15 protein-coding genes and 1 pseudogene are annotated in these 21,952 nt (G+C 65.3%); 10 read left to right on the forward strand and 6 right to left on the reverse strand.

The genetic code is table 11. The features are described 5' to 3' along the window. Nucleotides 1-91: 91 nt before the first annotated feature. Entirely contained in the window at nucleotides 92-1,117 is a 1,026-nt protein-coding gene (locus BAC01S_RS06500) for an aldo/keto reductase (protein WP_027794025.1), read from the forward strand. A gap of 58 nt (nucleotides 1,118-1,175) precedes the next feature. On the opposite strand, the gene BAC01S_RS34455 is transcribed toward BAC01S_RS06500, so the two are convergent. The 3 genes from BAC01S_RS34455 to BAC01S_RS06515 all read right to left on the reverse strand — a co-directional run bounded on the left by BAC01S_RS34455 (nucleotide 1,176) and on the right by BAC01S_RS06515 (nucleotide 4,008). After that, entirely contained in the window at nucleotides 1,176-1,352 is a 177-nt protein-coding gene (locus tag BAC01S_RS34455) for a hypothetical protein (protein ID WP_156954336.1), read from the reverse strand. Between the two features lie 451 nt (nucleotides 1,353-1,803). After that, the gene (locus BAC01S_RS30535) at nucleotides 1,804-2,508 is read right to left on the reverse strand and encodes a carbonic anhydrase (RefSeq protein ID WP_043201375.1); all 705 of its coding nucleotides are present in this window, start codon (nucleotides 2,506-2,508) and stop codon (nucleotides 1,804-1,806) included. 258 nt (nucleotides 2,509-2,766) lie between these two features. Next, nucleotides 2,767-4,008, reverse strand: coding sequence for an MFS transporter (locus tag BAC01S_RS06515; RefSeq protein ID WP_027794026.1), 1,242 nt, complete (start codon nucleotides 4,006-4,008; stop codon nucleotides 2,767-2,769). A 113-nt stretch (nucleotides 4,009-4,121) separates the two neighbouring features. Between BAC01S_RS06515 and BAC01S_RS30540 the strand changes: the two are divergent. Next, a pseudogene (locus tag BAC01S_RS30540) lies at nucleotides 4,122-5,003 on the forward strand (LysR substrate-binding domain-containing protein). A 16-nt stretch (nucleotides 5,004-5,019) separates the two neighbouring features. On the opposite strand, the gene BAC01S_RS06525 reads toward BAC01S_RS30540, so the two are convergent. Further along, complete coding sequence (locus BAC01S_RS06525; protein WP_027794027.1) at nucleotides 5,020-5,973, reverse strand: LysR family transcriptional regulator; 954 nt, start codon at nucleotides 5,971-5,973, stop codon at nucleotides 5,020-5,022. Nucleotides 5,974-6,099: 126 nt separating this feature from the next. Here BAC01S_RS06525 and BAC01S_RS06530 point away from each other — a divergent pair, with 126 nt between their 5' ends. From BAC01S_RS06530 to mmsB, 3 genes are all read left to right on the forward strand, one after another. Next, entirely contained in the window at nucleotides 6,100-7,413 is a 1,314-nt protein-coding gene (locus tag BAC01S_RS06530) for an MFS transporter (RefSeq protein ID WP_027794028.1), read from the forward strand. A gap of 68 nt (nucleotides 7,414-7,481) precedes the next feature. Next, entirely contained in the window at nucleotides 7,482-9,008 is a 1,527-nt protein-coding gene (locus BAC01S_RS06535; protein WP_027794029.1) for a CoA-acylating methylmalonate-semialdehyde dehydrogenase, read from the forward strand. 22 nt (nucleotides 9,009-9,030) lie between these two features. Next, a complete protein-coding gene (gene mmsB, locus BAC01S_RS06540) occupies nucleotides 9,031-9,921 on the forward strand; it encodes a 3-hydroxyisobutyrate dehydrogenase (RefSeq protein WP_027794030.1) in 891 nt (296 codons plus the stop codon). Between the two features lie 43 nt (nucleotides 9,922-9,964). Here the strand turns inward: mmsB and BAC01S_RS06545 are convergent, their stop codons facing one another. Continuing rightward, nucleotides 9,965-11,020, reverse strand: a complete 1,056-nt coding sequence (locus tag BAC01S_RS06545) for a phytoene/squalene synthase family protein (protein WP_027794031.1) — start codon at nucleotides 11,018-11,020, stop codon at nucleotides 9,965-9,967. A 531-nt stretch (nucleotides 11,021-11,551) separates the two neighbouring features. On the opposite strand from BAC01S_RS06545, the gene bamA reads away from it, so the two are divergent. Then, nucleotides 11,552-13,867, forward strand: a complete 2,316-nt coding sequence (bamA, locus tag BAC01S_RS06550) for an outer membrane protein assembly factor BamA (RefSeq protein ID WP_084168273.1) — start codon at nucleotides 11,552-11,554, stop codon at nucleotides 13,865-13,867. Here the strand turns inward: bamA and BAC01S_RS30545 are convergent. Beyond that, nucleotides 13,864-14,718, reverse strand: a complete 855-nt coding sequence (locus BAC01S_RS30545; RefSeq protein ID WP_084168275.1) for a LysR substrate-binding domain-containing protein — start codon at nucleotides 14,716-14,718, stop codon at nucleotides 13,864-13,866. The genes bamA and BAC01S_RS30545 overlap by 4 nt on opposite strands. A 173-nt stretch (nucleotides 14,719-14,891) precedes the next feature. Between BAC01S_RS30545 and BAC01S_RS33670 the strand changes: the two genes are divergently transcribed. The 4 genes from BAC01S_RS33670 (at nucleotide 14,892) to BAC01S_RS30555 (ending at nucleotide 21,949) form a co-directional block, all read left to right on the forward strand. Beyond that, nucleotides 14,892-15,299 (forward strand): hypothetical protein, encoded by a 408-nt coding sequence (locus BAC01S_RS33670; protein ID WP_084168277.1) that lies wholly within the window; start codon nucleotides 14,892-14,894, stop codon nucleotides 15,297-15,299. Between the two features lie 380 nt (nucleotides 15,300-15,679). Further along, nucleotides 15,680-17,296 (forward strand): efflux RND transporter periplasmic adaptor subunit, encoded by a 1,617-nt coding sequence (locus BAC01S_RS35855; protein ID WP_322786885.1) that lies wholly within the window; start codon nucleotides 15,680-15,682, stop codon nucleotides 17,294-17,296. Between the two features lie 3 nt (nucleotides 17,297-17,299). Next, nucleotides 17,300-20,476: an efflux RND transporter permease subunit gene (locus tag BAC01S_RS06570; protein ID WP_027794034.1), complete on the forward strand. Its 3,177-nt coding sequence runs from the start codon at nucleotides 17,300-17,302 to the stop codon at nucleotides 20,474-20,476. Between the two features lie 3 nt (nucleotides 20,477-20,479). Next, nucleotides 20,480-21,949, forward strand: a complete 1,470-nt coding sequence (locus BAC01S_RS30555) for an efflux transporter outer membrane subunit (RefSeq protein ID WP_043201378.1) — start codon at nucleotides 20,480-20,482, stop codon at nucleotides 21,947-21,949. The last annotated feature ends 3 nt before the right edge of the window (nucleotides 21,950-21,952 follow it).

Consider the following 21,952-nt stretch of genomic DNA (forward strand, 5'->3'; position numbering starts at 1 on the left):
TCGTGCGCCGGCTCGTTTCCGGCAGGCGGAATGCGACGCGCGTACACTGAATCGCTCTCTTCTCAATCCCTCTTTTCGTGGAGGCTACGCAATGGAATACCGCTTTCTGGGCGCATCGGGCTTCAAGGTGCCGGTGCTGAGCTTCGGCACCGGCACGTTCGGCGGCAAGGGCGAGTTCTTCGAGGCCTGGGGCGCGACCGACGTCGCCGAGGCGCGGCGTCTCATCGACATTTGCCTCGACGCGGGTGTTTCGATGTTCGACAGCGCCGACATTTATTCGAACGGCGCGTCGGAATCGGTGCTGGGCGAAGCGCTCAAGGGGCGCCGCGACAAGGCCATCATTTCGACCAAGGCCACCTTTCGTTTCGATGACGGGCCCAACAGCGTGGGCTCGTCGCGCGCGCATCTGAAGCGCGCGGTCGACGCCGCGCTCAAGCGCCTGCAGACCGACTACATCGACCTGTTCCAGCTACACGGCTTCGACGCGAAAACGCCGGCCGAAGAGGTGCTCTCGACGCTCGACGAGCTCGTGCGCGCCGGCAAGATCCTCTATACGGGCGTGTCGAATTTTTCGGGCTGGCATCTGATGAAGTCGCTCGACGTGGCGGATCGCTATGGCTATCCGCGCTACGTCGCGAACCAGACCTATTACTCGCTGATCGGCCGCGACTACGAATGGGAGCTGATGCCGCTCGGACTCGACCAGGGCGTGGGCGCGGTGGTGTGGAGTCCGCTCGGCTGGGGGCGTCTGACCGGCAAGATCCGGCGCGGTCAGCCGCTGCCCGAGAAGAGCCGTCTGCACAAGACGGCGGACATGGGGCCGCCGGTGCCCGACGAATACCTGTACCGCGTGATCGACGCCATCGACGAGGTTGCGCAGGAAACGAGCAAGACGATTCCGCAGATTGCGCTCAACTGGCTGCTGCAACGTCCGACGGTTTCCACCGTGCTGATCGGTGCGCGAGACGAGGCTCAGTTGCGGCAGAATCTCGGCGCCGTGGGCTGGAATCTCACGCCTGAGCAGGTGGCGAAGCTGGACGCGGCCAGTGCGGTCCGACCCGCGTATCCGTACTGGCATCAGGAAGGGTTTGCCGAGCGCAATCCTTCGCCGGTCTGACGCCGTACTACGAAGGACATGCAGGGAAGGGCGCGCGGCTGGCCGCGCGCCGCAGTGCTTAACGCGTGTCCGCGGAGCTCAGGATCTGCGCGGCGCCCAGGTGGATCGCGAGGGCAAAGAAGTCGCGCACGGGCAGATTGGCGGCCTTTGCGATGGCCAGTGCGCGGCGATGATCGTTCGGATGGAGCTGCAGCTTCACTTCGACTTTGGCGGGCGGTTTCGGCAGGTATTGCATCGTCGTTTTCCTCGGTCAACGGGTTCGGTGCCCTCGTGGGGCGAAGAGCCCATTACCGGCCTCCCGCGCAAGATGGCGCGTGCCGCCCGCCGCGCGATGAAGCGCGGTCCGGATCGGCCAGGGACGTGAAGTGGGCCTGATTGGCCCGCCGGCGCCAGAACGTCGACGACGACGGGCTTTACATGCCGCGAGACGGTGTCGCGCGGTCGAACTGGGCACTGCAAAAGAGGTATGGCAAGGTCTTGCGGGTGCTGACACAGCTACGGCAGGACTGCGAACGGCTGAAGCGTTTTCCGTTGCGGCGGGGAGCCGCATCTAGTACGGGGCGCAGTATAGTCGTGTTAGAGCCCAGGGTAAATACCTATTTTGCCAATTCTGCGCGAATTCATTGTTGCAAAAAAGAACGGCCTGCCGGATTTATGCGCGGCGGATATTGCGCCGCGCGCATCAATTAGCGGGCAGTGCGCTTGCGCAACCGGGCGCGTGCTTCGCCCAGGGTCTGGAAGTGCCCAACGCCTTCGTCGAAGACCGTGACCTTGCCGTGGCCGATGTCGTAGACCCAGCCTTGCAGCGCCAGCCGGCCCTGAGCCACGCGCGCCGCGACGGCGGGGTGGGTGCGCAGGTGCGTGAGCTGCAGGCGCACGTTCTCCTCCACGAGCGCCTGCACGATCTCGTCTTCGTTCAGGCCGCGCGTCTGCACCACGCTGCGCGCCGCCTCGGCGTTGCGCAGCCAGGCCTGGACGGTCGGCATCTCCGCCGTGGCGGCGCCGCCGGCGGCGAGGCCCTTCATCGCTCCGCAGTCGGTATGGCCGCACAGGACGATCTGGCGCACGTTGAGCGCAAGCACCGCGAATTCCACCACGGCCGAAACGCCGCCGAGCATTTCGCCGTAGGCCGGCACGATATTGCCGATATTGCGGCAGACGAACAGTTCGCCGGGGCGCGTCTGGGTCACCATCTCGGGCGAGACGCGCGAATCCGCGCACGTGATGAAGAGCGTATGCGGCGCCTGGCTATGGGCGAGGCTGTGAAACAACTCCTTGTTGCCAGGGAATACGTGATGAGTGAACTCGTCCACGCCATTGAGCAGATGAAGCAGGTCGCCGCAGCCGCACGAATCGGAGTGATCGTCGTGCGAGTGGTTATGTTCTGGCATGGAAGTTTCTCTCTTTGTCGTGGATCGGCACAGACGCATTGAACCGGCGCGAGGTTACGCTGGCTTGACAGCGTGAGGTCGGGAAAGCACCGGATTGAGCCCGGGTTTTCCCGTTTTCCGAGCGTCGCTTTTGTTGTGCTTGCGCGCCTGTGTGCATTCGCGGAGCGCATTTTCTCACGCCATTAACGCTTTGCCATAGATGCGCTCAGGCGGGTTTTTGTGCGGCTTGTCGACCAACCGGTCGGACGGCTGACGGCTTCAGCGCGCATCCACAGCCGGAGACGCTGCGCGGCGTGCCGGCATGAAATACCAGATACCGCCGGCAAGCTGCAGCACGATGAGGCCGGCCCACGCGGTCTGATGCGCGACGACGGGGTAATGGCCGTCGACCGCCGTCCAGTGCCCGAGCACCGCGCCAATCGCGATCTGCGTGACGAAGATGCCGACGAAGATGACGAGCGTGAAGGTCGTGTTCACGCGTCCGATCATGCGCGGCGGGAAGTATTCGGCGAGCACCGCGTAAGTGAGGATGCCGGTGCCCCCGAGCGCGCCATAGGCGGCCCACAGCAGCGGCGCGGGCAACGGCACGCGCGCGGCGAGCAGGGCCTGCACGACGACGAAGAGCAGCATCGTCACGCCCGAAAACAATTGCACGCTCACGCCGCGCCGCTCGAACGCACGCGCGAGCGCGCCAAAGCCGATATTGCCCGCGATGAACGCGCCGCCCAGCACCGAGACGAGCGATGCCGCGCGCGCCGCGACGTCGACGGTGCCGGCCGGCACGACATCGCGCAGGAATGCGCCGACCCACAACGACTGCATGGCGTAGAACACGGTCTGGGTGAGCGCGGAGAACGTCGCCGTTTTCCAGAAGGCATGGCTGCGCAGGATATGCGCGGTGCCCTTGAACTGTTCGAAGACGGTTGCCTGATGGTGCGTATCGCGCGTGCGCGGGCCGCCGATCCAGATGATCGCGGCCACGATCGCGGTGAGCGCGGCAAGCCCGAGGCTCACGCCGCGCCACGGCGCCACGGAGAGCAGCCACGACAACGGGGCGCCCACCGCCACGCCGCCGAGCCCGCCGACCGCCATCACGAGGCCGTTCACGAGCGTGAGCTGTTCCACGGGGAAGTGCTGCGCCGTGGCCTTGAAGGCGCCGCCGAGACAGACCGAAACGCCGACGCCGATCAGAAGCCGCCCGACCATCATCATGCCGATGCTGTGCGAGAGGCCGAAGACGAGCGCGCCGGCGGCGGCGACCAGCATGACGCTGGCGGTGACGCGGCGCGGCCCGAAATGGTCGAGCAGGACGCCGCCGGGAATCTGCGCGCCGGCGAAGCCGAGGAAGTAGAGGCTCGTGAGCGTGCCGAGATCGGTGGCCGTCATGCCCAGTTCGCGGGTCAGGAAAGGCGCGAAGCCGAGATTGACGCCCCGGAACAGGTAGGAGACGAAATAACCGAGCGCAAAGATGGCGAAAACGCGCAATCTGAGTGAAGTCATGATGCGGGAGCGACGCGAAAGGGGATTGAATGCCGGGGTGACGATTATTGGCGATTCGCAAGCGGCAGACCAGCGAGAGATTTCGAACGGGATTGTGAGTAAAATTTGACGCCATGTCCCGACCGCTTCCACCCCTCCAGGCCCTGCGTGCGCTAGAAGCCGCGGCGCGGCGGCGCAGCTTCAGCCGTGCGGCCGAAGAACTGCATTTGACGCACAGCGCCGTGAGCCATCATTTGCGGGCGCTCGAAAGCGAACTGGGCGTCGAGCTGTTTCGCCGCGCGGGCAGCCGGATGATTCCCACCGCCGCCGGCGCGCAGCTCGCCGAACGCGTGCGGCGCAGCCTCGGCGAACTGCGCGAGGCGCTCGACGCGACACGCCCCGGCGTGAGCGGCGTCACGCGGCTGGAGCTGAGCGTGATGTCAGATTTTGCATCGGTGTGGCTGATTCCGCGCCTTGGCGACTTCTACGACCGCCATCCGGACGTCGATCTTTCGTTGCGCATGCATGCGGACGTGACGCCGCCCGATCCTTATCCGTTCGATATCGGCATCTGGCATCGCCGCGTGGACGAGCCGGGCTTCCAGATCCGCAAGCTGCTGGACGACTAGGTCGTGGCCGTCTGCAGCCCGGCGCTGCTCGCACGCTATCCGGACTTTCGCGTGGAAGATCTCGCGAAAATGCCGTTGCTGCGTTTTTCGCGCCGCTCGTGGCGCGACTTCTTCGAGGCAGCCGGCGTGGCGGGCGACGAGCCCGAACGCGGCCCGGTGTTCGACGACGCGGGCCTGCTGTTGCAGGCCACCGTCGCCGGGCAGGGGGCCGCGACCGCGCGGCTTCAGTTGGCGCGCGGCTATATCGAGCGAGGCGAGCTGGTGCTGCTGAGCCAGGTGCGTATTCCCGCCTCGCTCGACTATTACTTCACCTGGCGCGAGGGCCATCCGCGCGAGGCCGCGATTCAGCAGTTCTATCGCTGGGTCAAATCCCAGCTCGCGAGCTGACCGCCACGCGCTTTCTTCAGGGTTCGACGTAATGCATCTGCGGCGAGTCGCCCAGCAGCAGCGGCTGGTTCGCCTCGGCGGCGGCCCGCAGGTAGTCCCATAACGACGTGATGCGCCGCAGCTTGCGCAGGTCTTCGCGGCTGCAGAGCCAGAAGCGCCGCGTCACCACGATCTCGTCGGGCAGGATCGCGACGAGACGCGGGTCCGGTTCCGCCATGAAGCACGGCAGGATGGCGAGCGCGCTGCCTTGCAGCGCGGCGTGGTATTGCGCAATCACGCTCGTGCTGCAGAGATTCGCCTTGACGTTCGGCGCCGTGCGCTCGAGATAGAGCAGTTCGTGGCTGAATGCGAGATCGGCGACATAGCTGATGAACGCGTGGTGCCGCAGGTCCGCCGGCGTGCGGATGCGCGGATGCCGCTCCAGATAGTCCGGTGTGCCGTACAGCCTGAGCCGGTAGTCGGTGAGCTTCGTGTAGACATACTGGCCGCGCTCGGGCCGCTCCAGCATGATCGCGAGATCGGCCTCGCGCTTCGAGAGGCTCACGAAGTGCGGCACCGGCAGCAGGTCGATCGACATGTCCGGGTGCTGGCCCGAGAAACGCGCGAGCTGCGGCGCCAGAAAGAAGCACCCGAAGCCTTCCGTCGAACCCACCCGCACGTGTCCCGAGAGCGACTGCGCGCCCAGGGCGAACTGCTCGCTCACGGACTGCACGGTGGTTTCCACCGCGTCGGCATGGGTGAGCAGCCGCTGTCCCTCCGCGGTCAGCACGAAGCCGCCCGAGCGAGACTTGTCGAACAGCACCGTGCCGAGCGCGGTCTCCAGCTCCCGCACGCGGCGCGCGACCGTCGTGTGATCTACGCCCAGCTTCTTCGCCGCGGCGCTCGCCCGCTGCGTGCGGGCCACCGCGAGGAAATAGCGCAGGTCGTCCCAGTTCAGTGTCTCCAGCTTGCTCGTTGTGCTTTTTTGCATATCGGATGGGCTTTTTCGTCTCTATACCGTGGATATTCGAATAAATATACTCGTTTGCAGACCCTTGGACAGAGGCTCCGAAGCGCTCCGAATGCGGTCTGCAAACAACAACGATGGAGACAGACGATGCACATGCAGTCGACCCCGGAAAGGGCCGCCGTGGCCGTTCCGGTTCCGAAGCGCGCGCGCGATTATTTGCTTGCAGGCTGGGCCAGCATGGCCGGCACGACGATCGAGTGGTACGACTTCTTCCTTTACGGCACGGCTGCCGCACTGGTGTTCAACAAGGTTTTCTTCCCGACGCTGGATCCGATCCTCGGCACGCTCGCCGCCTTCGCGACCTATGGCGTCGGGTTCATCGGCCGGCCGATGGGCGGCATTGTGTTCGGCCATTTCGGCGACCGCATCGGCCGCAAGTCCATGCTGCTCGCCACGCTGCTGCTGATGGGCATTCCCAGCATGGCGATCGGGCTGATCCCTTCGTATCAGAGCATCGGCTACGGGGCGGCGGCGCTGCTCGTCGCGATGCGGTTCCTGCAAGGCATGGCCGTGGGCGGCGAGTGGGGCGGCGCGGTGCTGATGGCCGTCGAGCACGCGCCGCGCGGCCGCAAGGGCTTGTTCGGCAGCTTGCCGCAGACGGGCGTGGGCTTCGGGCTGATTCTTTCGTCGCTCGCGATGGCCGCTGTGACGGCGCTGCCGGAAGCCGACCTGCTGGCGTGGGGCTGGCGCATTCCGTTTCTCGCGAGCATTCTGCTCGTGCTGGTGGGTTGGGTGATCCGCGTGCGGGTGCCCGAATCGCCCGACTTCGAACGGGTGAAAAAGACCGGCCGCCCCGTGGAGGCGCCCGTGCTCGAAGTGCTGCGCCGCCAGCCGCGCGAACTCTTGATCATCATCGGCGCGCGCACGGCGGAGAACACCTGGTTTTACCTGGTAGTGGCGTTCGCGCTCGCCTATGCTGCCAATCAGTTGAAGATTCCGAAGGCGCAGATTCTGCACGCCATCACCGCCGGCGCCGTGCTGTCGCTCGTGACGATGCCGTTCTGCGGCTGGCTGAGCGACCGGATCGGCCAGAAGCGCCTGTTTCTCGCCGGCCTCGTGATCATGGGCCTGTTTGTTGCACCGTTTTTCTCGATGCTCGAAACGCTGCAGCCCGCGGCGGTGTGGTGGGCGATGGTGCTGGGGGTCGGCGTGGTGTTCCCGATTCTCTATGCGCCCGAATCGCAACTGTTCGCCGCACAGTTTCCCGCGGAGATCCGCTACAGCGGCATTTCGGTATCCGTACAGCTGGCGGGCGTGCTGGGCGGCGGCGTCGCGCCGATGATCGCGACCGCGCTGCTCGCCTGCGGCGGCGGCAGGCCGCACTACGTGGTCGCCTATATGGTGGCGCTCGGCGTGATCGCGTTGATCTGCACGCTGCTGATGCGCTCGCAGCACGACTGATGTTTTTATCGTATTCCTGACTACCCGGTCCGAACCGGTTTCCTTCAACCCAGGCAAGAGAGTCCAAGATGAACGCAGTCACCCAGGCATCGAATGCCCATGTCCCCACCGTCAAGCTGTTGATCGACGGCGAATTCGTCGAGTCGAAGACGAACGAATGGCGCGACATCGTCAATCCGGCCACGCAGGAAGTGCTCGCGCGCGTGCCGTTCGCCACCGTGGCCGAAGTCGACGCGGCCGTGAAGAGCGCGCAGGCAGCGTTTGCGAAGTGGAAAGACACGCCCCTCGGCGCGCGCCTGCGCATCATGCTGAAATTCCAGGCGCTGATCCGCGAGAACATGGCGCGCATTGCGAAAACGCTCACCGCCGAGCAGGGCAAGACCCTGCCCGACGCCGAAGGCGACATCTTCCGCGGCCTCGAAGTGGTCGAGCACGCGTGCTCGATCGGCACGCTGCAGCAGGGCGGATTCGCCGAGAACGTGGCCGGCGGCGTCGACACCTACACGCTGCAGCAGCCGCTTGGCGTGTGCGCGGGCATCACGCCGTTCAATTTCCCCGCGATGATCCCGCTGTGGATGTTCCCGATGGCCATCGTCTGCGGCAACACCTTCGTGCTGAAGCCTTCGGAGCAGGATCCGCTCTCGACGATGCAGCTCGTCGAACTGGCGCTCGAAGCCGGCATTCCGAAAGGCGTGCTCAACGTCGTGCACGGCGGCAAGGAAGTGGTCGACGCGATCTGCTCGCATCCGCTCATCAAGGCGATCTCGTTCGTCGGCTCGACGGCGGTGGGCACGCATGTCTATCGCCTTGGCAGCGAGCACGGCAAGCGCGTGCAGTCGATGATGGGCGCGAAGAATCACGCGGTCGTTCTGCCCGATGCGAACCGCGAGCAGGCCATCAACGCGCTCGTCGGCGCGTCGTTCGGCGCGGCGGGGCAGCGCTGCATGGCGACTTCGGTGGTCGTGCTGGTGGGGGCGGCGCAGCAGTGGCTGCCCGATCTCGTCGAAAAGGCGAAGACGCTGAAGGTCAACGCGGGCCACGAGCCGGGCACCGACGTCGGTCCGGTGGTCTCGCGCACGGCGAAGGCGCGCATTCTGGGCCTGATCGAATCGGGCGTGAAGCAGGGGGCGACGCTGGCGCTCGACGGCCGCGACGTGACGGTGAAGGGCTATGAGGCGGGCAACTTCGTCGGACCGACGGTGTTCACGAATGTGAAAACCGACATGGACATCTACACGCACGAAATCTTCGGCCCCGTGCTCGTGGTGCTGACCGCGTCGAGCCTCGACGAAGCGATCGCGATCGTCAATGCCAATCCGTTCGGCAACGGCGTGGGCCTCTTCACGCAGAGCGGCGCGGCGGCCCGCAAGTTCCAGAGCGAGATCGACATCGGCCAGGTGGGCATCAACATTCCGATTCCGGTGCCGGTGCCGTACTTCAGCTTCACGGGCTCGCGCGGCTCGAAGCTCGGCGATCTCGGTCCGTACGGCAAGCAGGTCGTGCAGTTCTATACGCAGACAAAGACCGTGACCGCGCGCTGGTTCGACGACGCCACCGTCAACGACGGCGTGAACACCACGATCAGCCTGCGCTGAACCACCGACCGGAGACACGCGAATGAAAATCGGCTTCATCGGACTGGGTCACATGGGCGCGCCGATGGCGCTCAATCTGCTCAAGGCGGGGCACACGCTCAAGGTGTTCGATCTCAGCGAAGCGGCCTTGCAGACGCTTGCCGAGGCGGGTGCGGAACGTGCCGCCTCGCCCAGGGACGCGGCAAGCGGCGCCGAATGGGTCGTGACGATGCTGCCCGCGGCCGCGCATGTGCGCACGGTGCTCACCGCCGCGGACGGCGTGCTGGCAGGCATCGCGAAAGGCGTGACGATCATCGACTCGAGCACGATCGATCCCGCCAGCGCCCGCGAGTTCGCGGCGCTGGCGGCGGCGCGGGGCAACACCTTTGTCGACGCGCCGGTATCGGGCGGCACGGGCGGCGCGGTGGCGGGCACGCTGACCTTCATGGTGGGCGGCACGGCGGCCGTGTACGAGAGCGTGAAACCGGTGCTCTCGGGCATGGGGAAGAACATTGTCCACTGCGGCGATACCGGCACGGGGCAGGTCGCGAAGATCTGCAACAACCTCGTGCTCGGCGTCACGATGGCGGGCGTCGCGGAAGCGATGGCGCTGGGCGAGTCGCTCGGCATCGACCCGAAGGTCCTGGGCGGCATCATGAACACCTCGACGGGCCGCTGCTGGAGCTCGGACACGTACAACCCGTACCCCGGCGTGATCGAGACGGCGCCTTCTTCGCGCGGCTATACGGGCGGCTTCGGCACCGATCTGATGCTCAAGGACCTCGGCCTCGCAACCGATGCCGCAAAGGGCGTGCGCCAGCCGGCGTTCATGGGCGCGCTCGCGCAGCAGCTCTACCAGGCCATGAGCAGCCGCGGCGACGGCAAGCTCGACTTTTCCGCCGTGATCAAGCTGTATCGCGGCGAGAAGGGATAGAGGGGATAGCGGCAGGCACGGCTCGCGGCGCGCTGCGAGCCGCTTACACTTTGATGCGCGCTTCCACGCGCGCGAAGAGTCTCCTGAACCACCGTTCGAGCAGGGCATCGGAGGGCGCGAGCAGCGTCGAACCGGCGAGGATGCGGTAGACGTCGTTGCGCGTCACCTTGGACGTCTTCGCCGGATCGAGCCATTGTTCGTTCGCGACGAGCCGTTCGAGCGTTTCGAGTCCGATGAGGATCGGCCAGAGGCAGGCGAGGCGCAGCCGCAGCGCGCGGCGCGGCAGCGCGAACGTATAGTCGATCGCGGCGCGGAAGTGATCGAGCGCAATACGCACGAGTTCGTGCAAGAGGCCGCGCGCCTGCGCGGACGACTCGGGCCGCAGCAGGTCCTCCGCGGCCAGTCCCGCCTGCGCGAGCATCGAAGCCGGCAGATAGCAGCGGCCGATGCGCAGGTCGCGGCCGCAGTCGCGCAGCACGTTCACCATCTGCAGCGCCTTGCCGAAGCGCACGCCGCGCCGGTACATCGTTTCGCGCAACGCGGGATCGAGCGCGCCGGGAATATGCCGGTAGGTCATCTTCGTCCAGAATTCGCCCACGCAGCCGGCTACCAGACAGGTGTAGCGGTCGAGTTCGTCCCAACTGACCAGCGCGGCGATCTGGCCCGAGCGTTCGTCGGGGAAGGTGCGCAGGTCGAATTCCATGCCTTGCGTGAGCGTCGTCACGATTTCGCGCACGTCTGCGCGATCGGCTTCGTCCAGTTGCGCGAGGACTTCCAGTGCGCCGCCCAGCGATTCGAGCAGCTGCTTTTCGTCCGATTGGGTCTGCTGGCCCGCGACCTCGTCGGCGATGCGGCGCAAGCCTGCGTCGTCGTTCGTGGCGCCGTTGATGCGCTCGCGCAGCGAGAGCAGCAGCGCGAGGCGCTGCTCAGGCGGGATCAGCGACGTGTCGGCGATCGTGTCCGCCGCACGCGCCAGCAGATAGGCCACGCCCACCGGATCGCGCATGCCCGCGGGCAGCACGCGCAGCGTGAGATAGAACGAGCGGGAAACGCCCTTGAGCAACGGGCCCAGCAGGAAGGCCCGGTTGGAGTTCTGCATGTCGGGGAGGCGGCGGCAAGGGACGGATCGAACGAGAGCCGCATTGTAGCGTGGATGGAGAGGGGCGATGCCGACCCCCATGCAAGAGCTGCGAGGGGGACGGCGTGCTCCCGGGCTTGCGGATGGATTGATCCAGCGCTATATCTGAGCGAAAACAATTGGGGATCTATCAAAAAATGCCCAGGAAGCCCCTTTGAATATTTTTGAAAGGGCGAGCTGCGCTAGAATCTACGCTGCTTGTCGAAGGCAGGCTTTGTCGCAGCCGGAATCGTTCTGTTAGAATGTTTGCGAAGGTAATGGTCGCGTTACAGGATAATCTGCGCGGCTTCGTGCGCAGACAGCGCACAGGACCGAAGTGCTCTCGCTCGCGACGGGGCTCGCGGCGATTCATTGTCCGGGCAGTATGAGCATGCAGTAAAATCCGGGCGGCGTGAACATGCAGTAAGACGCAGTGGACGCGCGACGCGCCGCGTCGTTCCGGCCGCGAACGGGTTCGCGGTTTTCTTGTTGGCCTTAAATACAAATTCCCGCATGACGGCTTCAACTACCACGGCGCGCTATACCCGCGCGCTGACCTTCGCCGGCCTCGGCCTCGTTGCCACCGCCGCGAACGCCACCGAGCCTTTCGTGGTCCAGGACATCCGTATCGACGGGCTTTCGCGCATCGAGCCCGGTACGGTGTTCGCCTATCTGCCTATCAAGCAGGGCGATACCTTCACGGACGACAAGGCATCGGACGCCATCCGCGCACTCTATGCGACGGGCTTCTTCAGCGATGTGCGGATCTCCACCGAAGGCGGCGTGGTCGTCGTGCAGGTGCAGGAGCGGCCGGCCATCGGCACGATCGACTTCGCCGGCATCCACGAATTCGACAAGGACGCGCTCACCAAGGCGCTCAAGTCGGTGGGCCTTTCGCCGGGCCGCAGCTACGACAAGGCGCTCGTGGACCGCGCGGAGCAGGAGCTCAAGCGCCAGTACCTCACGCGCGGCTACTACGCAGCCGAGGTCACGACCACCGTCACGCCGATCGACCGCAACCGCGTCGGCCTGCTGTTTTCGGTGATCGAAGGGCCGAGCGCGAAGATCCGCCAGGTCAACTTCATCGGCAATCACGCGTTCAGCGAAGGCACGCTGCGCGACGAGATGCAGCTTTCCACGCCGAACTGGTTCTCGTGGTACACGAAGAACGACCTGTACTCGAAGGACAAGCTCACGGGCGACCTCGAGAACATCCGCACGTACTACCTGGATCGCGGCTACCTCGAGTTCAACATCGACTCGACCCAGGTGTCGCTCTCGCCCGACAAGAAGGACATGTATCTCACGATCGGGATCCATGAGGGCGAGCCGTACACGATTTCGGGCGTCTCGCTCGCGGGCAACCTGCTCAACCGCGAGGCGGAGCTCAAGAAGCTCATCACGATCAAGCCGGGCCAGCGTTTTTCGGCGGCCAAGCTCAAGGACACGACCAAGGCGCTCGTCGACAAGCTCGGCGAATACGGCTACGCCTTCGCGACCGTCAACGCCGAGCCGCAGATCGATCAGGCGAACCACAAGGTCGCGCTCACGCTGCAGGTCGATCCGGGTCGCCGCGTCTATGTGCGCCATGTGAACATTGCCGGCAATACGCGCACGCGCGACGAAGTGATCCGCCGCGAAATGCGCCAGCTCGAAAGCTCGTGGTTCGACTCGAGCCGGCTTGCGCTTTCGAAGGACCGGATCAACCGTCTTGGCTACTTTACCGACGTGGACGTGACCACGGTGCCGGTGGAAGGCACGCCGGACCAGGTGGACGTCGACGTGAAAGTGACCGAGAAGCCCACGGGCACGCTGTCTCTCGGCGTGGGCTACGGCTCGGGCGAAGGCCCGATCCTTTCGGCGGGCATTTCGCAGGACAACGTGTTCGGCTCGGGCAACAGCCTTTCGCTGAACGTGAACACGGCGACGACGTTCCGCACGCTGTCGGTGACCGAAGTCGATCCGTACTTCACGATCGACGGCATCAAGCGCATCACGGACGCTTACTACCGCACCACCGAACCGCTGTACTACTCGAGCACGACGGACACGAGCTTCCGCATCATTTCGTACGGCGCGGACACGAAGTTCGGCATTCCGTTCTCCGAAACCGACATGGTGTACTTCGGTCTCGGCATCGAGCAGGACCGTCTCGACATCGACTCCACCACGCCGCAGAGCTACATCGACTATGTGAACGATTTCGGCCGCGTGTCGAACATCGTGCCGCTGACGGTTGGCTGGTCGCGCGACAACCGCGACAGCGCGCTCGTGCCGAGCAAGGGTTACTTCCTGCAGGCCAACGCCGAGTACGGCACGCCGATCACGGGCGTTTCGTACTACAAGGCCGACATGCAGTCGCAGTACTACTACTCGTTCGCGCGCGGCTTCGTGCTGGGCCTGAACTTCCAGGGCGGCTACGGCAACGGCCTCGAAGGCAAGCCGTACCCGATCTTCAAGAACTACTATGCGGGCGGTATCGGCTCGGTGCGTGGCTATGAACCGGGCTCCCTCGGTCCGCGCGACGTGAGCACGGGCGACCCGATCGGCGGTTCGAAGATGCTGGTGGGCAGCATTGAACTCACGTTCCCGCTGCCGGGCACGGGCTACGACCGCACGCTGCGCGTCTTCACCTTCGTGGACGGCGGCAACGTCTGGGGTGACGAAGGCACGAGTATCGGCGCCAACGGCCTGCGTTACAGCTATGGTATGGGTCTCGAGTGGATTTCGCCGATCGGCCCGCTCAAGCTCGACCTCGGCTTCCCGATCGTCAAGCACACGGGCGACCAGTACCAGAAGTTCCAGTTCCAGATCGGTACGTCGTTCTAAACGCCATAGCTCCGGGGCCTGTTACTCGTGTGAGCAGGTCCCGGTTCTGCATTCCCTCCTGTTTTGCGGCGTTCGCTGCCGCGCCGCCGGTTTCTCTTCCGGGCGGTTTTCCTCGTCAATTCCTGGATCAAAAGCTCGAGCGAGTGATAGAGCCGTCGGCGCTCGGGATCGCGCGACGCCTCGCCCGAACGGATCACCTCTTTCAGGCAGTCGAGGAAGCATTCCGCGGCAGCCGGAAGCGGCACGCCGCGCCGGGCCACCACGCTGACCACGGTGCGGTCCACTTCCTCGCGCAGCACGAGCGCCCGCAGGTTCTCGCGCGCGAAGCGCGTTTCCACGAGCGGCCAGGGAAAGATGCTCACCATGTCGGTGTTCATGATGAGCCCCATCGCGACGATGAACGAGTGCGCCAGATGGACCGTTTGCGGCAACGGCAGACCGTGGCGACGGAAGACGTCGTCGGTGATCATGTCCTTGCTGCCCGGGTCCCAGTTGAGTAGCCATTCGCAGTCCTGCAGTTCGGCCAGAGAATGCGCGTGTGCGAGCGGATGATCCTTGCGGACCACCACGGCGGATTCGGTCGCAAAAATCGGCGTCTGCACGAACTCCGCGTGCAGCGATGCCGGTCCTGGCTTGCCTGGCGAGAAGTCCAGCGATCCGTCGCGCAGGCGCGGCATCACAATATTCAGGAAACCTTCGTAAAACTCGAGCTGCATTCCGGGCATGCGCTTGCGAAAGAGCGTGACGGCGTCGGGCACGAAGGAGAGCGCAAGCCACGGTGTCACGCCGATCGACAGCTTGCCGCCGGCGCGCCCGCGCCGCGCATCGAGCTCGTCCTGGGCACGCGCCATCGTGCCGCGCTTGTGGCCGGCATCGTCAAGGCGCCGTCTCGCTGCTCTCGTTGCTGCTTATTCGCGAGCCGGCGAGACGTCCGCTCGATTGAGCGCCGCGCGCTACGCGATTTTGGCGCCCGCACGGCGAGTCTTTATGGGTTCTTTGCACGCGGCTTCGTAGAATCGGCAACATGTTCAACAGCACGCGCGCCGCCCGCACGGCAGCGCGCACGCAGACGATGCAAACCCTGCCCATACGTCAGGCCGTCAAGGCCGTTTCGAAGTCCGCCCTTCCATCTGTTGCTTCTTCCCTCGCGAAAGCGCCCGCACGTGCGAGCCGGCATGCCGCAGCCGCTCGCGCCAGCGTGCAGATGGTCGTGCGTGTGGCGCCGCGCGATGCCGAGACGGCGCGCCGCGCGTTGCACCGTATGCTGGGTAGCGCGTTAGGTGTCCATACCATCGACATCGACCGCCGCCGCGATCTGGCCTGCCTGCACGTCGAGCTCGAACGCACGCGTGTGGGCGAAGCGATGGCCGTTCTGATCCGCACTGTGACCCGCGCCGAGTTCGGCACCATTCGTCTGCTGGAAAGAAGCTAGCAGGCCGCCCGGCAGCCTTGCCGCGCATCCGCTGTTCTCCACGCCGCCGCTAATCGGCCGTTTCGCAAATTAAAACGATGCAGCCCATTGTTTTGATGGGCTGTAAATAGTTGCCCGAAACGCGCGCACAGGTTGGCAAACACGCTCTGCGTCGCCCGGAAAAACAGTAGTATCTGAGCGAGCGCCAAGGAGGCGGTTTACCTTCGGGTCATCCCGGAGGCTGCCTTGGTTCGTCGGTCCAGCGTAGATCGTCGGCTACGGAGAACAGCATGACATGCGGAATTCGGGTTGTCCGGTTGTGCCTGTCGTTGGGGTTGCTGGCTGCAGTCGTTGCTTGCCATGACAATAAGCCTGTCGCGTCGGCGCCGCCGCCCGCGAACGTGGACGTAATCGACGTTGCCTTGCGCGACGTGCCTGTGGTTTTCGATTACGTCGGCCAGACCGAGAGTTCGCAGCAGGTCGAGATCCGGGCCCGTGTGAACGGCTTCCTCGAGAAGCGCGTCTATCAGGAAGGTTCGCTCGTCCATGAAGGCGACGTCATGTTCGTCATGGACAAGAAGCCGTTCCAGGCCGCGCTCGACGCCGCGCAGGCCGAATACGCGCAACAGAAGGCGCGGCTCGACACGGCGCAGGCGAATCTGAACCGTGTACGCCCGCTCGCGGCGAAGAGCGCGCTGAGCCAGAAAGACCTCGACGATTCGATCGGCCAGCAACAGGCCGCAGCCGCCGGGGTCGATCAGGCGCGCGCGAACGTGCTGGCCGCGAGCCTGAACCTCGGCTATACCACCATCACCGCACCCGTAACGGGGCTTTCGAGCTTCGCGAAGAAGCAGGACGGCACGTATATCGACGCCGCCAACAGCCTGCTGACTTACGTGGCGAAGCTCGACCCCATGTGGATCAACTTCTCGCTCTCCGAGAACGAGTTGCTCGATCTGCGCACGCAGACCGGCAACGGCACACTCAGGATGCCGGAGCGCGGCAAGCTCGAAGCGGTCATCGTGCTTGCCGACGGCAGCATCTACCCGCAGCGCGGCCATATCGCGTTCACCGACGCCGCGCTCAGCACGGAAACCGGCACCTACCTGATCCGCGCGGCCGTGTCGAACCCGGACGGCTCGTTGCGCCCCGGCCAGTTCGTGCGGATCAAGCTCGTGGGCGCGGTCCGTCCGAACGCGATTGCCGTGCCGCAGGACGCAGTGCAGCAGGGCGCGCGCGGCGAATTCGTCTGGACCGTGGATGCGCAGGGCAAGGCCCAGCAGCGCGCGGTCGAAACCGGCGAGTGGAACGGCAACGACTGGATCATCAAAGCGGGTCTGCATCCGGGCGACAAGGTCATTCTCGACAACACGCTGCGCCTCATGCCGGGTGCGCCTCTCAATGTGCATCTCGTACCGGCGCCCGCGCCGAGCGTCAACGTGGCGGCGCAGGGTACGGCGCCGGATAGCACCGCAGGCGGGAATGCCGCGGCGGCGCCAGGGGCCGCAAGCGGGACTGCGAGCGGGACTGCGAGCGGGGCGGGCGCGCAAGGCGCGGCGGCCGGCGCCGATGCCGGCTCCAGCGGCAACGGCAGTGCTAACGCCAATGCGGCAAGTAGTACTAACGCTGCGGATAGCACAAACGGCACGAGCGCTTCGAACAGCGCAAATCCCTCCGCCGCGCCGGCTGCCGGCGAGCTCACCTCGCTCTACTTCGCGCTCGGCAGTGCCAGTCTCGACGCGCGGTCGGCCGAGGCGCTCGCGGCGGTGGCAAAGCGGCTCGCCGCCTCGCCCGGTGCGCGTGTCGCGGTCTCCGGCTACACCGACCCGAGCGGCTCGCTCGCCGAAAACGAGCGCCTCGCCAAGGCACGCGCGGCGACGGTGCGCGCCGCGCTGATCGTCGCGGGCGTGGAGAATGCCCGCATCGAGATGCGCAAACCCGCGCAGATCGTGGCCAACGATGCCCCCGACAAATCTCGCCGCGTCGACGTGACGCTCACTCAAGCGGCGGGAGGCTGATCGATGAAGTTCTCCCACTTCTTTATTGACCGGCCGATTTTCGCGTCGGTCATATCGATCATCCTCATCGTCGCGGGTCTCGTGTCGATGTTCAATCTGCCGATCGCGCAGTTTCCGGACATCGCGCCGCCGCAGATCACCGTGAGCGCAACGTATCCGGGCGCGAGCGCCGAGGTCGTCGCGCAGAACGTGGCCGCGCCGATCGAGCAGCAGGTGAACGGTGCCGACAACATGATGTACATGAACTCGTCGAGCTCCTCGACGGGCAACATGACGCTCACGGTGTACTTCAACATCGGCACCGACCCGTCGCTCGCGCAGGTGGACGTGCAGAACCGCGTGAACCTCGCATTGCCCACGCTGCCCGATGCGGTGACGGCGCAGGGCGTTTCGGTGCAGAAGCGTTCGTCGGCGTTCATGATGGTGATCGCGATCTATTCGCCCGATAACACCTACGATCAGGCCTACGTAGCGAACTACGCGAATGTGTATGTGCTCGACGCGCTCAAGCGCATTCCGGGCGCGAACCAGGCCTCGATCTTCGGTTCTGCAGACTATGCCATGCGTATCTGGCTCAAGCCCGACCGCATGGCCAAGCTCGGCATTACCGTTTCCGACGTGCAGAACGCGATCAGCGCGCAGAACCAGCAGTTCTCGGCGGGACGTCTTGGGCAGGCGCCGACCAATGGTCCGGTGCAGCAGACCTTCCCGGTGGCGACCAAAGGACGCCTCACCGAACCCGCGGACTTCGACAACATCATCCTGCGCGCAAGCTCCGACAATGCGGCGATCGTGCGCATCAAGGACATCGGCCATGCCGAGCTGGGCGCCAAGGACTACTCGCTGCGCGGGCGCTACAACGGCAGGACGGCCACGCTCATCGCCGTCTATCAGCAGCCGGGCGCGAACGCGCTGCAGGTGGCCAAGCAGGTTCGACAGACGCTCGAGCAGTTGAAGAAGAGCTTCCCGCCGGGGCTCAAGTACGAGGTCGCGCTCGACACCACCGAATTCGTGAGCGAGTCGATCGGCGAGGTCGTGCATACCCTGCGCGACGCCGTGATTCTCGTGATCGTCGTGGTGTTCCTCTTCCTGCAGAGTTTTCGCGCGACGCTCGTGCCGATTCTCGCCGTGCCGGTGTCGATCATCGGCGCGTTCATCGGCATGGAGGCCTTTGGCTTCTCGATCAACATGCTCACCCTGTTCGGCATGGTGCTGGCAATCGGCATCGTGGTGGACGACGCGATCGTGGTGATCGAGAACGTCGAACGCAACATGACCGAGTTCAAGCTGCCGCCGAAGGAGGCTGCCAAGCGCGCCATGGACGAGGTGAGCGGGCCGGTGGTGGCGATCGTGCTCGTGCTGCTGGCGGTGTTCATTCCGGTGGCGTTTCTCTCGGGCATTACCGGCCAGCTCTACAAGCAGTTCGCGGTGACGATCGCGGTTTCGGTGGTGCTCTCCGGTATCTGCGCGCTCACGCTTTCGCCGGCGCTTGCCGCGATCCTGCTCAAGCCGGGCGAGCACAAAAAGAACCGCTTCTTCACCTGGTTCAACGAAAAGTTCGAAGCGCTTACCGCCGGCTACGGCAGGGGGGTTCAGAGCGCGATCCGGCGCGTGGCGCTCTCCCTCGGCTTGATCGTGGTGATGGTGCTTGCGACGGGTGGCCTGTTCAAGCATATTCCTTCGTCGTTCGTGCCGGTGGAGGACCAGGGCTATCTGCTCGGCGCGGTCGTGCTGCCCGACGCGGCGAGTCTGGACCGCACGGGCGATCTCTCGAAGAAGGCGGAAGACTGGTTCGCGAAGCAGCCGGCGGTGAAATCGGTGGCGGCCCCGATCGGCTACAGCCTGATCGACTCGCAGTACAAGTCGAACGCGGGCACGCTCTTCATCACGCTCAAGGGCTTCGGCGACCGCGGCAAGAACGGCACCGCGCAGGATCTCATTCGCGACGCGAGCAAGGCGTTCGCGAGTTTCAAGGACGGCGTGATCGTGCCGCTCAATCCGCCTTCGATTCCGGGCCTCGGCACGACGGGCGGTTTCGAGTTCTGGCTGCAGAGCACCGGCGACGGCTCGTATCAGCAGCTGGAAGGCAAGGTGCGCGAGATGATCGCGAAGGCACGCCAGAATCCGGCGCTGCGCGGCGTGAATTCCACCATCAATACGCGTTCGCGCCAGTTGCTCGTGGAGGTCGACCGCGAGCGTTCCGAGTCGCTCGGCGTGCCGGTGCAAGACGTCTACACCGCACTGCAGACGATGTTCGGGTCGTCGTACGTGAGCCAGTTCCCGAAGGGCAGCCGCCTCTTCCAGGTGATCGTGCAGGCGGAGCCGCAATATCGCACGCAGCCCGACGACATCCAGCAACTCTACGTGCGCAACACGAGCGGCCAGATGGTGCCGATCAAGGCCGTGACGACGTTCCGCTTCGTGCCGGGCTCGGATATCGTGAATCGCTTCAACAACTTCCCGGCCGCCAAGATCACGGGCGATGCCGCCCCGGGGCATAGCTCGGGCGAGGCGATCGCCGCGATGGAGGCAATCGCGCGCGAGACGCTGGGCGAGGGCTACAGCTACGAGTGGAGCGGTCAGGCCTACGAAGAGAAGAAGGCCGGCTCGACGGCGGCAATGGTGTTCGCATTCGCGCTGCTGATGGTGTTCCTGATTCTCGCGGCGCAGTACGAAAAATGGTCGCTGCCGATCGGCGTGCTGCTCGCCGTCCCGTTCGCGATTTTCGGCGCGCTGGTGGGCATCCTCATACGCGGCATGGAAGACGACGTGTACTTCCAGATCGGCTTGACCGTGCTGATCGCGCTGGCGGCGAAGAATGCGATCCTGATCTTCGAGTTCGCCGTGGAGATGCGCGAAAAGGAGAACATGACGCCCTACGACGCCGCGCTGGCCGCCGCGAAGCTGCGGTTGCGTCCGATCATCATGACCTCGCTCGCGTTTATCCTGGGCTGCGTGCCGCTTGCCATCGCGAGCGGGGCGTCTGCGGCGAGCCGCCGCTCGCTGGGTACGGGCGTGATTTTCGGCATGCTCGGCGCCACGCTGATCGCGCTCTTCTTCATTCCGATGTTCTTCTGGGGGCTGGAGACGCTATCCTCGCGCAGCAAGGCGAAGGCCGGGCCCACGGCTTCGCCCCCCGCGGCGCTGCCGCCCGCCGCACCTCCTTCGCAGGAGGGCTGAGCGATGAAGCCCGCCATTACCCGAAGCGTCGGTCCGCTCGTCCTGGCCGCTTGCTGCGCGTGGCTCGCAGCCTGCACCGTGGGGCCCGACTATCATCGCCCGAGCGTCGATACGCCGTCCACGTTCCGGTTTGCCGCGGCGAATGCCGAAGTCGTGGACACGTCGCTCGACTGGTGGAAGCAGTTCAACGACCCCGTGCTCGACGATCTCATCGTGAAGGCGCTCGCGCAGAATCAGAATCTGGGCATTGCGGCGGCGCGTGTCGAGGAGTACTACGGAAGCTATGTCGTCACGCGCGCCGGGCTCTTCCCGCAGGTGGGCGCGAACTTCGGGGCCTCGCGCAGCCGCGGCGTGCCGACGCCCGGTTATCCGCCTGTGGTCGGCAATCAGGTGCAACTGGAGGGCACGGTGTCGTGGGAGCTCGACCTGTTCGGGCGCCTCAGGCGCTTGACCGAAGCGGCCCGCGCCAACTACCTGGGCACTCAGGCGGCGCAGGAGGCGACGCGCATCGCGCTGATCGCGAATGTCGCCACGGCCTACCTGCAGTTGCGTGACTACGACAATCAGCTCGTCATCGCGCAGGAGACGCTCAAGAGCCGCGACGATGCCGTGCATCTCTTCGAGGAACGCTTCGGCGGCGGCGTGGTGTCGAAGCTGCAGCTGAGCCAGGCGCGTTCGGAGTACGAATCGGCGCTGGCTTCGGTCCATTCGATCCAGCAGCAGATTTCGCAGCAGGAAGACGCGATCTCGCTCCTGCTCGGGCAGAACCCGGCCCCGATTCCGCGCGGCAAGCCGATCACCGAGCTCACGGCGCCCGCGATTCCGGCGGGGCTGCCTTCGTCGCTGCTCGAGCGGCGGCCCGACGTTTTGCAGGCCGAACAGACGCTCATTGCAGCGAATGCGTCGATAGGCGCGGCGCGCGCGCAGTACTTCCCGGATATTTCGCTCACGGGTCTCTTCGGTGCGGCCAGCACGGCGCTCACGGGACTGTGGACGGGACCGGCGCGGGTGTGGTCGTTCGCGGGCTCGATTACGCAGCCGATCTTCGAGGGCGGCGCGATCTGGGGTTCGGTGCATGAGGCCGAAGCCGTGCGGCAGGAGGCGCTGCTCAGCTATCAGCAGACCATCCAGCAGGCGTTTGCCGATGCCGAAAATGCGCTGGTGGGCATTGCCCAGACACGCGAACAGCTGCAGGCGACGACGCGCGAGGTGGCCGCACTATCGGACTACACCTCGCTGTCGCGCGATCTTTTCGAGGGCGGCTATACCAGCTATCTGGAAGTGCTCGATGCCGAGCGCAGTCTCTTTACCGCACAGCTTCAGCAGTCTGCGCTGCAGGATCAGGAACTCGCGCAGATCGTTGCCCTGTACAAGGCGCTGGGCTACGGCTGGACACCGGCCGCCGACGCGAAGGCCAATACTGCTCAGCCGGAGCCGGCGGCTCCGGTGGCCGCAAGCGCGGCGCAGTCATAGCAG

It is taken from the genome of Paraburkholderia acidipaludis NBRC 101816 (genome assembly GCF_000684975.1).
Classification (GTDB): domain Bacteria; phylum Pseudomonadota; class Gammaproteobacteria; order Burkholderiales; family Burkholderiaceae; genus Paraburkholderia; species Paraburkholderia acidipaludis.